Source organism: Holophagales bacterium (assembly GCA_016699405.1).
GTDB lineage: Bacteria > Acidobacteriota > Thermoanaerobaculia > Multivoradales > JAGPDF01 > JAAYLR01.
In genome coordinates, this window is sequence record CP064972.1 from 84,788 (window position 1) to 97,330 (window position 12,543).

Genomic DNA, 12,543 nt, shown 5'->3' on the forward strand with positions numbered 1-12,543 from the left:
GAAGGGCTTCTGAGAGCCCATCGCTTCCTCGCCGTGGTCGCTCACCGAGATCTGACCTACGGCGACGCCCCACAACGTGATCGCTTCCGAGAGCTGTCGACCGTCAGCGGAGAATCCAGGTCCTACGTAGTGGCGCCCGAGGTAGACGATGCAGGCGCCGGTCGTGTCGGGGTTCTGCCAACCGGCCGGAATCTCGCGCACGACCCGGAGGAAGGCGTGACTTGGTGTCTGCCCACGATCCGAGACGACGGCATCGACTGCATAGAGGCACCGGAGCTCCTTGGCCCGCTCCTGTAGCGCCCGGATGTCTTTCATCTTCGAGCCTCCTGACCTCGCCGAGAGGTCACGATACCTCGAGACTGGTCGCGGCCCTCGCGAGATGTTGGCGCGGGTGCGTCGTCGAATCCTCCGACCACCTTGCGAGGCGATCGCTGCCGTCCGGCCCCAGGAAAGCGAGCGTTGGGCCAGGGAAGGGCCGCTGTCATGCCGCTCGCCGACGCTCCAGTGCGCCCTCACCCGGCCCGCGTGCGGGGCCCTCGCCTCCTCCGGGGAGTCGAGTTCGTCCACCACCCACCTTGGAGCGGTGTTGAGCCCTCCGTCAACAGGTCGCCGGTATCGCCCGAGGCCGAGTTGTCGTGAGTGTGGCGCTTAGCGGACACGCAGTGTCGCCTTCATCGTGGGATGAATGGTGCAGAAGTATCGGAGCTCGCCGGAGGTCTCGACCGTGAGCACCCAGGATTCGTTGGCAGGGATTGCTCCAGAGTCGAAGCTTCCCTCGGAGTCGGTCGCGGTGTGCGGATAGAAGTCGCGATTGACCCAGACGACGGTGTCCCCGCGATCGACGGTGAGATCGTCCGGACGGAATGCGTTGCCTTCGATCGTCACCGTGTGACGGCGCGGCCCGGTCCGTTCCTCGGCGGCGACGGTGAGGCTCACTCCTACGAGGAGGAGCCCCGCCGCCGCGAGTACGAGCGCGAGCCGCCGGGCAGCGAGCGCGCTCATCTGCTTCAGCTCTTGGTGAGGGACTTCAGAAGCTGACGCGCGTGCGCGAGGTGAGCATCGAAGGCCGGCCTAACCTTGACCAAGAGCGACTTCAGCTCGCCGTTCGTCGCGCCCGGGATCAGTGTGCTGTCGATCGCCGCGATCACCTGCTCGTGGTAGGCGACCTCGTGCTCGACGTAGGCCGTGTCGAATGCGGTGCCCTCGAGCTTCCTGAGGCGCGCGAGGTGCTCGTCACCGGCCTGCTTGAGGCTGGTACTGGTCGGGCTCTCCATCGGCGTCACTCTGAGGCGCGTGACCAGCGCAGTCGCGGCCTCGTTGACTCCGGTATGGTCGGTGATCATCAGCCGCGCGAACTCGACGACCGCTGGGTTCCGAGAGAGCTCGACGGCGAGCTTGCCGGCGTCGACGTCGACTTGGTTGGCGGTGACGACGATCGCCGCGATCTGGGCGTCGTCGATCTGGGCCGAGGCGGGGGCCACGGCGAGGAGCAGGGCAGTCGAGGCGGCGGCGAGGAGCGGGATCTTCATGGGTCCTCCTGGGGTTGGCTCAACGTCCGGGAGCGGGCGCCGGCGAGTTTCTAAAACTCACATGGGCGATTTTAGAGAGGGTTCCTATGGGATGTCAAGGGGTGGCGGGGGTCCCGATGTCCGCCGGCGCGAATCGAATGCTCAATTGGGCTGTCTGGGTTCGCGGGCGCTTCCGAAATCACCTCGAAGGCGATCGCCCGGGCTCTTGGGGCCTTGCTACCCGCGCCGGAATTGCTTTCTAGACGAGAGTGGGACTATTTTAGAGGAGTCCGTCCCGGCGCTCCCGGCCGTGACCGAGAGTTTCCATGTCCGAGCACACGAAGGCTCCACCCGATGTCACACCCGACGAGCTCGAGGAGCAGCTCGGCGGCCTGGCGCTGCTCGGTGACCCGGTGCGGCGGGCGATCTACCGCCAGGTCGTGTCGTCCGGTCGGGAGGTCAGCCGGGAAGAGGCGGCGCGTGCCGCAGGCGTGTCGAGGAGCGTCGCGAGCTTCCATCTCGATCGCCTGGCGGAGGAAGGACTCCTCGAGGTCAGCTTCCGTCGTCTCTCCGCGCGGAGCGGCCCGGGAGCGGGCCGGCCTTCCAAGCTCTACCGTCGGTCGGGTCGGCAGCTCGAAGTGTCGCTGCCGCCGCGCCGCTACGAGCTCGCGGCGCACCTGCTGGCCGAAGCGGTGGACCAGAGTCTCGCCTCGCAGGCGCGCGACGCACTGGCTGGAAGCGCGCGGGCGAGGGGGCATCGCCTGGGTGCCGAAGCGCGGGCGCGCGCCGGCGCGCGTGCCGGCCGGCGCCGCCTCCTGGCCGAGCTCGCGGCGGTCCTGGTAGCCCAGGGCTACGAGCCGGAGCTCGTCGGAACGGAGCTGCGGCTGCGCAACTGCCCGTTCCACGCGCTCGTGGGCGAGCACACGCAGCTCGTCTGCGGCATGAACCTCGACCTGCTCGAAGGCGTGGTCGACGGCCTGGCGGTCCGCGGGGCGAAGCCGGTGCTCGCCCCCCGCCCTGGCCTCTGCTGCGTGTGCGTCCTGCTCGACCGCGACGGTCGGCCTGGACCGCCGGAAAGTCCCGGTATCGGAGAAGTCGTCCCGCCGCCGCGCCCCGCGTGAACAGGGTGTCGCCGGGAACGACGCTTCAGCGCGAGAAGTCTCCGGCCGCCTCGGGCTGGTAGAGCACGGCCTCGACCCGCAGGCGCCGCAGGCCGCCCGGCACGGTCCATTCGATCTCGTCGCCGACGCGATAGCCGAGCATCGCGGCGCCGATCGGCGCGAACACCGAGATTCTCCCGTCGGCGAAGTCCGCATCCTGGGGGTAGACCAGCGCGTACTCGAGCGTCGTGCCCCGATCGAGATCGAGGAGCCGTGCCCTCGAGTTCATCGTGATGACGTCCGGCGGGATCTCGGCTGCCGGCACCACGCTCGCGCGTTGGATCTCGGCGACGAGATCGCGCACGTCGTCGCGGTCCCAGTCGGCCGTGGGTCGATCGAGGAGCGCGATCAGGCGTTTGCGGTCCTCGGCCGTCAGAAAGATGTTGCGCTCACTCAACTCGAACCCTCCTCGGCGGGCCGTCGCCGACCGTCTCCATCTTACTCCGGGGCGGCCCCCCCCGGCGTAGACAACATCAGCTACCGCTACCTGCCGACATTCATCTACCCGATCACCGCGACCCTGATGCGGTTTCTTGCAGAAAAGGGGGCACGGCGTGGAGGAGGTGGAGAAGATGCACCAAGCGTGGCTGAAGTCAGGGATCCTCGAGGTCACGCTCTGGGGCCAGCCGTACGTCCGCGACGGCGACCTCTGAGATCGGTTCGGAATCACTGCGGGGCGTCCAGCCTTGGTCGGACCGGGTCTTCGCGGGCTCCGGGTCGGTCCGAGCCTCGTGGCGATGCGTCGAGCCCGCGGGAGGGCAGCGAGCCGGGATCGACCGGTCGTGGGCTCGCCACCGCTCCCGGAATCCGGTCGCGGAGCAGGTCGGGCGTCGACTGGTCGAGGAGCCGGCCGCCGCCGGACCAGATCTGGAAGTGCAGGCTCTGCTCGTAAACACACCCGACATCGGCTTCAACCTTTCGCTCGGGCGCATCGCGCTCGGCAGTTAGAACCTTCGTTCTCCGCCGGACCGGCGCGCTATCGTCGCCGCGTATGGAGATCCTCTACGTCGTTGTCCCCCTGCTGCTGATCGGCGTCGTGCTGGCAGCGGTCTGGCTCGAGCGCTGGAGCGTGCCGGTGATTCTGATCGCTCTCGGACTCGGCATCGTGTTTGGGAGCGACGTGCTGAACGTTTGGCATTTCGATGACGTCGAGCTGACCAGCCAGGTGGCGAATCTGGCGCTGGTCTTCATCCTCTTCCAGGGCGGCTTCTCCTCGAAGCGAGAGGACCTGCGCGCGGTCGCCCTGCCGGCGCTCGGCCTGGCGACCTGGGGGGTCCTTCTGACGGCGGCTTTCACCTTCGTCAGCCTGCGTTTCGCGCTCGGTTGGCCGTTCCAGATCGCCCTCTTGCTGTCGGTGATCATCTCGTCGACCGACGCCGCCGCGACCTTCTCGATCCTGCGCCGCCAAGCCCTGCCGGGAAAACTGGCCTCGACGATCGAGATCGAGAGCGCGGCAAACGACCCGATGGCGATCCTGACCACTCTGGTCGTGGTGGAGGCCTTCGCCACAGGAGCGAGTCAGGGGTGGCTGACGGTCCCGATCTTCCTCTGGAAGTTCGCGGCAGGGCCGCTGCTCGGCTGGCTGATCGCGGAAGGGGCGCTCCGGATCTTCGATCGCCTGAACCCACAGGACCGCGGCTACTACTATGTCCTGCTGCTCGGTGTCGTGCTGCTCAGCTACGGCCTGACCGAGCTGGTCCGCGCGAGCGGGATGCTGGCCGCCTTCACCGCCGGGCTGGTGATGGGCAATCGCAAGTTCGTCTACCGACAGGGGGTGGCGAACTTCGCCGCGGCGCTTGCGATGATCGCCAACATCGGCGTCTTCGTGCTGATGGGGGTGCTGGTCTTTCCGAGTCAGTGGGCGGACATCTGGATGGACGGGATCCTGCTGTTCGTGGTCCTGACCTTCGTCGCCCGGCCGCTCGCGGTCTGGCTCGGCACCGTCGGCATGGGGATCCCGCGCCGCGACCGCCACTTCATGAGCTGGGCGGGGCTGCGCGGCGCTGTGCCGATCGTGCTCGCCATCTACCCGATGGCTGCCGGCCTCGAGGTCGGCGGGCAGATCTTCAACCTCGTCTTCTTCGCGGTTCTGCTGTCGGTCTCGATTCAGGGGTCGACCCTTGGCATGTTCGCACGTCAGCTTGGCCTGGCCGAGCCGAAGCGACCGATGCCGCGTTACGGCGTCGAGCTGGTCACCATGGCCAGGAGCGAGCTCGGGCTGTTCGTCGTCGACCTGCCCGGCCCGAAGGGGCGCCCCGGCGCGCGCGTGCGCGACCTCGTCCTGCCGTCGGAAGCGCTCGTCATGCTGATCGCGCGCGGCGAAGAGGTCGTTCCGCCGACCGGCAACACGCGGCTGCGCGGCTGGGACCAGGTCACCGTGCTGGCCCTGCCGCGGGACGAGGAGCAGGTCCGCCGCGCGCTGCTCGAGCGCTTCGAAGGCGACGTGCCGGGGGGAGAGGAGAGGGCGGAGGCGGCGCTCGCCGCGCTCTCGGCCGGTGAGCAGGTGGCGCTCGCCGCGTTGCGCGACCACGCGGTGCTGCTCGGCCACGGACGGGTCGGCGCGATTCTCGCCACTATGCTGCGGCGCGCCGACCAACCGTTCGTGGTCGTCGAGCAGGACGCCGTGATCGTCGAGCGGCTGCGCCGGCGCGGGGTGCTGGCGATGGCGGGTTCAGCGGAATCCGCTTCGGCGCTTGATCGCGCCGGGGTCGACCGCGCGCGCATGCTGCTCGTCACCACCGCGAGCGTGCTCGCCACCGCGAGGGCGGTCGAGTATGCGCAGGAGGTCAACCCGGAGATCGACGTGATCGCCCGCGTGCACTTCGTCGAGCAGCGCCGGCGCCTCGAGCGCCTGCCGCGCACGCGCACAGTGCACGGCGAGGAGGAGCTCGCCTACGCCATGGCCCGCCTCGCGCTCGCCGAATTCGGATTCGACGAGGACGAAGCCGAGGCGTGGGTCGACGACACCCGCGTTGCGGCGCGCGAGATCGCGCCGCTGCCGGACCCGGTAGCCTGACCGCCGGATAGGCTCGGTCGCGAGCACGGGCACCTTGGCGGCGACGACGCCGAACGCGACCAGCCCGCTCACGGCGAGCGCAGAGGCCGTCGACGCGTGGATGGCACGGGTGGAGCGATCCGCTTGTGGCCGCCGCGTTCGCCGTCGAGGAGGCGGCCGGCCGCCGGTGCTACGGGTTGACCGAAATCGAGGTCTCCGGGCTGGGGCGGACCAACCGGATGTCGCACTACTCGCGCTGGGGCGCAGGCTACTGCGGTGCGTGCGGCGCGATCTCCTGGAACGACTTCCGGGAGCCTTCCAGTGCGTACGTTCGGCCGCCCACGCCCGTGGCCCGCCGCTGACCCTTCGCTGGAGCTCGCGGAGTCTTCCGAAGCGCTGAGAGGCCTCGACGAGCGGCGGACGTGATCCCGCCACCTACGGACGCGCTCGAGGCCTCGACCTTCACCCAGTTGCCCCCTGAGGGTGAGCACTCGAGGTGTCGTTACAGCGGGCATGGGGCCGCCGTCGGCGGCGGAACAGACGGCGAATCGCCGGCCACGCTCTGGGGATGCGCTCGACCGATTGGCTGAAGCCCATCGAATCTGCTTCGTGACCTGCTAGCAGGGAAGGCATCGCTAACGAGCTCCAGGCAGGCGAGCGCCGCGCCAGCCAGAGGCCGCTGTCACGCCGCTCGCCCACGCGCCAGGGTGCTTCCACCCGGCCTGCGCGCGAGCCCCTCGTCTCCTCCGGGGCGTCGTGCTCGTCCACCACCCACCCTGGAGCGGCCTGGAGCTCTTCGTCCACGGGTCGCCACCGCCGCCCGAAGGCGAGTCGCGGTGCCGTCATCCCTCTCCTTTCGCCGGGCCTCCGCCCAACGTCCCGAAAACCGTGCCCGAGGTGCGCCCGGCCGCAAGGCCAAGCCTGCGGCGCGCCGACTGACGTCAAGCGGCGCGGCCTTGTCGGCCGGGCTCCGTTCACCCCGGGCTCCCACCGGGCCGTGTTGGACGGAAACCACAACGAAAGGAGAAAGCAGATGACCAGCAAGACCACGATCACCCTCTACGGCAACGTCGGCAACGACCCGGAGACCCGCACCATCCCCGGCAAGCAGGTCACGAAGCAGTTCTACGACCCGATCATCGACGACATGGTCGAGCGCGAGTTCACCACGCCCGAGCGCGAGGTCCGGACCTTCTCGATCGCCGTCAGCAAGAAGGACGCCGAGGGCAACGACATCACCCGCTGGATCCGCTGCGACGACTGGAACCGCCACTCCCGCCTGGTCGGCAAGGGCGACCGGGTGAAGGTCAAGGGCCACTTCCGCGAGCGCAGCTACGAGAAGGACGGCGAGACCAAGACCGTCCGCAACTTCGTCGTCGAGGACCTCAAGATCGAGCGCCACAAGATCCGCCAGCGGGCGGAGTAGCAGGCGGGCTCAGGGGCCGCCCCGGCTGGGGCGGCCCCTGGTGATCGGCACCCTACCAGCGCTCCCCGGGGCGCAAGATCACAAGTGCGTCTTGCGTCTCTTGCCTCTGGAGCCACGATCACTATGGCCCGGGGGATGGCGCATCGTCTATTCTTGAGGCGATGACTCCCGGGCCGGCTTCGAAAGGTGGGGTTGGTGAGCAAGGGCGTGAGGAGGCAGCGCCGGCGACCTTTAGCGCGCCGGGCGCAAAAGCGAACCGTCGCCGTGATCAAGCGAGGCGCGGCTAGAGTGGCGCTCAACGCTGACAAGCCTCACCTCTGGAAGGCCGACATCGCGGCATCCGTCGACCACTTCAACCGATGGTTTATGCGTTTTGCTCCGAAGGCCTACCGGACCACGCGCGTTCAGACCACCGAGCGCGTGAAGGAGGCACTACTCAAGTCCAAGGATCTCCGGGACCTCAGCCCGGACCTCTTGCGAAAGCACCCCGAGGTGCTGGTGACACTTCGCATGGCGACCGCGCCGCCTATCGCACGCGATCGCCTAATCGGGCTGGCGGGTACGACGTCGAACTTGGTGCACCGAATGGAAGACGGCAATCTTCCGAAGAGGATGGCGAGCACGGAGCTGACCGGGAGCCTGGGCCGGATCTGTAAGGTGCTCACGGAGCTTCTTGATCGAGACATCTTCCCTTGGCTGGAGGGTGGCAAGAGGCCAACGGAACTTGAGCGTGACCGCGCCTCAACGATCGTCGCTGACCGCCTATGCGGGGCGATCGCTGACCCGATAGTGAGGAACTCGCAAGAGCAGCGGCAGCTTGAGCTCGTCGAGACGTTCCTAGAGAAGCGCGGCTACCGCAGAAAGCAGCACGGGGGCGGTCGCCCGATTGTCGAGATGGAACTCGGAACGTTCGCCTTTCGGCTCAATCTCGTCGTCGGTCAGGCCAAGAAGGTGAACATCCCTATCGATGTTGTGATCCAGCCGAAGAAGCCCCGCCCGGGGCGAATGCCTATCCTGATCGAAGCCAAGTCGGCAGGAGACTTCACGAACACCAACAAGCGGCGAAAAGAGGAGGCGACCAAGATTCACCAGTTGCGGAGTGCGTACGGCAAGGACACCCAGCTGATTCTCTTTCTTTGTGGGTACTTTGACAGCGGCTACCTCGGCTACGAGGCCGCTGAGGGGCTCGACTGGGTGTGGGAACACAGGATAGAGGACTTGCTCGAGCTAGGGCTCTAGATGGCATCAGATCGAGAACTTGCGGCCAGAGAAGCTCGGCGGCTTGAAGTCCAGGCGGCGCTCGATTCGCGGAAGTCGGCGCTCGAGAGGAACCGATTGGGCCAGTTCGCAACGCCCCCGACTCTCGCCACTGAGATTGCTCGATTCGCGAGGACACTGCTTCGAGGCCGCCTGCGCAACTTGGACTTCGCGGATCCAGCGGTTGGGTCAGGCGCATTCTTCTCGGCTGCTTGCAGGGTCTTCACAAGCAAGAAACTGTCTTCTTCAACTGGAGTGGAGTTGGATCCCGCATTCGCGGCGACGGCTCGTGAGCTTTGGGAAGACTTCGGGCTCCATGTTCTCGAAGGGGATTTCACCGACCCCGCGACACTCGAAGGAAGCGTGGCGCGCCCGAATCTCATCCTGACGAATCCGCCGTACGTTCGACATCACCACATCAGTAGCGAGCAGAAGACGCGACTCCAGGCAAGGTTGGTGCGAGAGCTCGGTGTGCAGGCCAGTGGACTCGCTGGTCTATACGTCTACTTCCTCCTTCTCGCAACGGCCTGGATGTCAGACGATGGGCTTGCTATCTGGCTGATCCCGTCAGAGTTCATGGATGTGAACTACGGAGAGGTGCTGCGGCGATTTCTCGCAGAGCGCGTTTCGCTGGTACGGATTCACCGATTCGATCCAAATGAGGTGCAGTTCGATGACGCGCTCGTGTCGTCGGCAATAGTCGTCTTCCGCAAGAAGCCTCCCGCACCAGGCACCTCGGCGCAATTCACTTTTGGGGGTTCCCTGGCCAAGCCGCACCTTGAAGAGGAGATTCAGCTTCGCCGGCTTGCGGACGAAGGCAAGTGGACGCGGTTCCCTCGGTCGGGTGGAGACCGTGCGGAGCTCTCAGCGTCGGGGCTCCTTCTTGGAGATCTCTTCAAGATTCAGCGCGGCCTGGCGACGGGTGCCAATCGGGTGTTCATCCTGAGCCGGGAGGAGGCGGTGCGACACGGGCTTCCAGAGCGATTCCTGCGACCGATTCTTCCGAGCCCACGACATCTTTCCGGCACGGTAGTAGAGGCCGAGGAAGACGGCTATCCCAAGCTAGACAGACAGTTCTGCTTGATTGACTGTGACCTCCCGGAACTTCAAGTGCGGGAGAAGTACCCGCTACTTTGGTCCTATCTCCAAGACGCGGAGAAGCAGGGTGCCCGAGACCGCTACCTGTCGCAGAAGAGGTCGCCCTGGTATCGGCAGGAGCGGAGGGCACCAGCGCCGTTCCTTTGCACCTACATGGGCAGAGGGGCTGAAGACGCAAGACCCTTTCGATTCATCTGGAACTGCTCGGACGCCACGGCAACGAACCTGTACCTGCTGCTCTATCCGGTAGGCCATCTCGCTGGTGCACTAGAGCGTGATCCCCAGCTCTTGGCCAAGTTGTTCGAGATGTTGTGTCGAATCACTGGCCAGAATCTCCGGCAGGCTGGGCGGGTCTACGGGGGTGGCTTGCACAAGATCGAACCGAGGGAATTGGCCCAGGTCGCCGTTGGCTCCCTCCTACGAGACCTTGGCCTTGAGGAGCAGGTGACGGCACCCACTCTCTTCGGCCAGGCAGCGACCTCTTGACAAGTCATGCCCGCCGGTTGCCAAGGAGCGCTGAAACCCGACGACCGAGTTGGCTGATGTCGCGTGGCCGATCGGCGATATCCCGCGCGAAGGCCGTGCCGAAGAAGGCCGCGAGCGAGGGTGGTGAAGCCGGTAGATGCCTCTCTATCGGTGTCCACCGTCCCGACTGAATCAGTGGGGGAAGCTCCTCGGGGGACGCAGCGAACGGCCGCTGCCCGGTGAGGATCTCGTAGAAGGTGACCGCCAAGGCCCAGAGGTCGAAGCTCGGGTTGGCGCGCTGGTGGTTGTGCGCCTCGGGCGACAGGTAGGCCGGCGTGCCGACCACGACGTGGCCGCCGACGCCCGACATCGTTGCCTCGCGCTCGAGCCGCGCCAGGCCGAAGTCGAGGAGCTTCAGGTCGCCAGCGCTGTTGAAGGCGATGTTGCGCGGCTTGATGTCGCGGTGGACGACCCCGGCCTTGTGGAGGCAGGCGACGACCTCGGTCACCTCGAGCATTACCTCGATCGCGACGTCGAGCGGCAGCGGGATGCGCTCGGCTAACGTGCTCCCGTCGACGAACTCCATGATGATCATCGGCGTCCCGCGGTAGACCTTGAAGCCGTAGACGATCGCGAGGTTGCGGTGCGAGACCGCGGCGAGCGTCTGCGCCTCGCGGCGGAGGCGGGCGATGTCGTTCGGCGAACAGACTGTCGGCAGTGTCTTGACCGCCACCCGGCGGCCGAGCGAGAGGTCGACCGCTTCGTAGACGACGCCCGAGCCCCCCTTGCCGAGCCGGCGCTCGAACTGGAGCCGGCCCGGAATCGCCTTCGGAACGATGCTCTGTCGGAGGGTCGAGCCGCAGCGGCTGCAGTAGCGGTGGTCGGCCGAGTAAACCCAGCCGCAGGCACACTCGGAGCCGACCGGCACCTGGTCGATGCTCTCGGGGCCTTCCGGACTGCCTGGACCCGCGAGCCGGTACTCGGAGCGTTCCTCGGCGATCTCCGACTGGACGGCCTCCGCCATGCGGACGAGGGCCTCGGCGACCTGTTCCCGCTCGATCCCTTCGCCGAGACACTTGTCGACAGCACGGCGCAGGTAGCGGTTGGCCGCCACCGAGCCGCACAGCTCGGTCTTCGGGTCGTCGATCGCGCGCACGTGTGGCCTTCTGTCCAGTGACTCTGAACAAAAGTTCACGTATGCTAAGAGTCTGGAGTGAAGTTGTCCATACCCCGACAGAGATGAAGACCCCACCCACCGCCGCCCTGACCCCCGGGGAAGTGACCGCCGTGCTGCGCGCCGCCAGCGAAGGCAGGCACGGCGTGCGCGACCGCGCGATGCTGCTGACCCTCTACCACCATGGGCTGCGGGTCAGCGAGCTCTGCCGGCTCACGCTTCCCGATCTGAACTTCGAGGCCCGGACGTTGTGGGTCGAGCGATTGAACCGCGGGCACGCGGGATTCCATCCCGTGCCGGAGGACGAGGCCAGGGCGCTCGCGGCGTACCTCGAAGAGCGCAGGGGGGACGGCACGCTTCACCTTCCGCCGCTCTTCCTCAACGAGCGGCGCGGCACGCTCACCCGCAACGCGGTCTACTACCTGGTGCGACGGGCCGGCGAAGGAGCCGGGCTCACCCGCCCGTTGTATCCGCACCTTCTTCGCCGATCGGCGGGGTCGAATCTGGTCGGCGAAGGGCACGACGTTCGGCTCGTGCAGGACTATCTCGGATTGCGCACCGCCCGGAGCGTCTTGCGGTTCGCCGGCGAGAGCTCGCCGGGGAGCCCGAGCGCCGAGCGGTTTTCGGCACTGGTGCATACCCTTGGAGGGGAGGCTGGAGGAGGATGACGGACAGTGACGCGCAGGACGAGTTGAATCCGCTGAAGCTCGCCGCGACGCTGCATTGGCAATCCGACGACCGGATCGCCGCGCGGAACGTCGAGTCGAAGCGCGTGCTGGACTACTGGCTGCAGCAGCTGGAGCACTTCGAGCCGATCTTCGCCCCCGAGTACCTCGAGGCGCCCGCGCTGTTCGGAGAGCTGCTCATCGAGGAGATCGGCCACGCCGGCCGCATGCTCCGGGCGCAGGAGGACGGCCGATTCCACCACTGGGGGCTCTGCCAGCACCTGCTCGCCGAGTCACAGCGGGCGGTGGCCTCGAGCGCCCTGCTCTCGCGCGACCTTTCCGAGCTCGCGGTCGCCGTTGCAATGCGGCTCGATCCCGGTCACTATCACCTGAGCTGGACCGAGGACCTTCGGGCCAAGGCGTGGTGCGTGCACGCGGATGCGTGCCGGCGCCTCAACCTGGTCGAGGAGGCGCGGGCCGCCGTGGGCGAGGCGCTGAAGCACGCCCGGGAGGGGACGTCGAGCGCGGAGCTCGCCGCCCGGATCGAGAAGACCGAGATGAGCCTGAGTCGGCGCGTGGACGGGAAGCAGTGGAATGGGCGCGGCTGCGTTTCGATGGGGTCGCCACTGCCGATCCGGGTGGCCGACGATCCCTCGTCTCACTCCCGGGTGTCGTGACGGATACCCTGACGATGGCCCGCCAGCGGTCGGACGAGCGCCCAAAGGGGCGGAGCAGCCGAGGCAACCGGAGCCAGCGAAGCCGGGAGCTGCCCGAAAAGCAGCTCTCCCCTTCGGA

Annotated in this window: 11 protein-coding genes and 1 pseudogene; 8 read left to right on the top strand and 4 right to left on the bottom strand. The window is 67.2% G+C overall.

Going from position 1 to position 12,543, the window contains the following annotated elements:
• Positions 1 to 648: 648 nt before the first annotated feature.
• Positions 649 to 1,002 carry a cupredoxin family copper-binding protein gene (locus tag IPJ17_00390; GenBank protein QQR74098.1) on the bottom strand — a complete coding sequence of 118 codons (354 nt, stop codon included), beginning with the start codon at positions 1,000 to 1,002 and terminating at the stop codon, positions 649 to 651.
• A 5-nt stretch (positions 1,003 to 1,007) separates the two neighbouring features.
• A complete protein-coding gene (locus IPJ17_00395) occupies positions 1,008 to 1,529 on the bottom strand; it encodes a DUF4142 domain-containing protein (GenBank protein QQR74099.1) in 522 nt (173 codons plus the stop codon).
• 305 nt (positions 1,530 to 1,834) lie between these two features.
• Here IPJ17_00395 and IPJ17_00400 point away from each other — a divergent pair, with 305 nt between their 5' ends.
• Positions 1,835 to 2,629 carry a helix-turn-helix domain-containing protein gene (locus IPJ17_00400; protein ID QQR74100.1) on the top strand — a complete coding sequence of 265 codons (795 nt, stop codon included), beginning with the start codon at positions 1,835 to 1,837 and terminating at the stop codon, positions 2,627 to 2,629.
• Positions 2,630 to 2,654: 25 nt separating this feature from the next.
• Here the strand turns inward: IPJ17_00400 and rnk are convergent, their stop codons facing one another.
• Complete coding sequence (gene rnk / locus IPJ17_00405) at positions 2,655 to 3,065, bottom strand: nucleoside diphosphate kinase regulator (GenBank protein QQR74101.1); 411 nt, start codon at positions 3,063 to 3,065, stop codon at positions 2,655 to 2,657.
• Between the two features lie 75 nt (positions 3,066 to 3,140).
• Here rnk and IPJ17_00410 point away from each other — a divergent pair.
• The 5 genes and pseudogenes from IPJ17_00410 (at position 3,141) to IPJ17_00430 (ending at position 9,930) form a co-directional block, all read left to right on the top strand.
• Positions 3,141 to 3,321 (top strand): annotated as a pseudogene (locus tag IPJ17_00410) (protogloblin ApPgb).
• Positions 3,322 to 3,659: 338 nt separating this feature from the next.
• On the top strand, positions 3,660 to 5,684 hold the full coding sequence (locus IPJ17_00415) for a potassium/proton antiporter (protein QQR74102.1): 2,025 nt from the start codon (positions 3,660 to 3,662) through the stop codon (positions 5,682 to 5,684).
• Between the two features lie 1,012 nt (positions 5,685 to 6,696).
• Positions 6,697 to 7,089 (top strand): single-stranded DNA-binding protein, encoded by a 393-nt coding sequence (locus IPJ17_00420; protein ID QQR74103.1) that lies wholly within the window; start codon positions 6,697 to 6,699, stop codon positions 7,087 to 7,089.
• 288 nt (positions 7,090 to 7,377) lie between these two features.
• Positions 7,378 to 8,328: a XamI family restriction endonuclease gene (locus IPJ17_00425; GenBank protein QQR74104.1), complete on the top strand. Its 951-nt coding sequence runs from the start codon at positions 7,378 to 7,380 to the stop codon at positions 8,326 to 8,328.
• Entirely contained in the window at positions 8,329 to 9,930 is a 1,602-nt protein-coding gene (locus tag IPJ17_00430) for an Eco57I restriction-modification methylase domain-containing protein (protein QQR74105.1), read from the top strand. It begins immediately after the preceding gene.
• A gap of 4 nt (positions 9,931 to 9,934) precedes the next feature.
• Here IPJ17_00430 and IPJ17_00435 read toward each other — a convergent pair whose 3' ends face one another.
• On the bottom strand, positions 9,935 to 11,065 hold the full coding sequence (locus IPJ17_00435; protein ID QQR74106.1) for a serine/threonine protein kinase: 1,131 nt from the start codon (positions 11,063 to 11,065) through the stop codon (positions 9,935 to 9,937).
• Between the two features lie 83 nt (positions 11,066 to 11,148).
• On the opposite strand from IPJ17_00435, the gene IPJ17_00440 reads away from it, so the two are divergent.
• Both IPJ17_00440 and IPJ17_00445 read left to right on the top strand, forming a co-directional pair.
• A complete protein-coding gene (locus IPJ17_00440) occupies positions 11,149 to 11,751 on the top strand; it encodes a tyrosine-type recombinase/integrase (GenBank protein ID QQR74107.1) in 603 nt (200 codons plus the stop codon).
• Positions 11,748 to 12,425 (top strand): hypothetical protein, encoded by a 678-nt coding sequence (locus tag IPJ17_00445; GenBank protein ID QQR74108.1) that lies wholly within the window; start codon positions 11,748 to 11,750, stop codon positions 12,423 to 12,425. The genes IPJ17_00440 and IPJ17_00445 overlap by 4 nt, the downstream gene beginning before the upstream one ends.
• Positions 12,426 to 12,543: the final 118 nt, after the last annotated feature.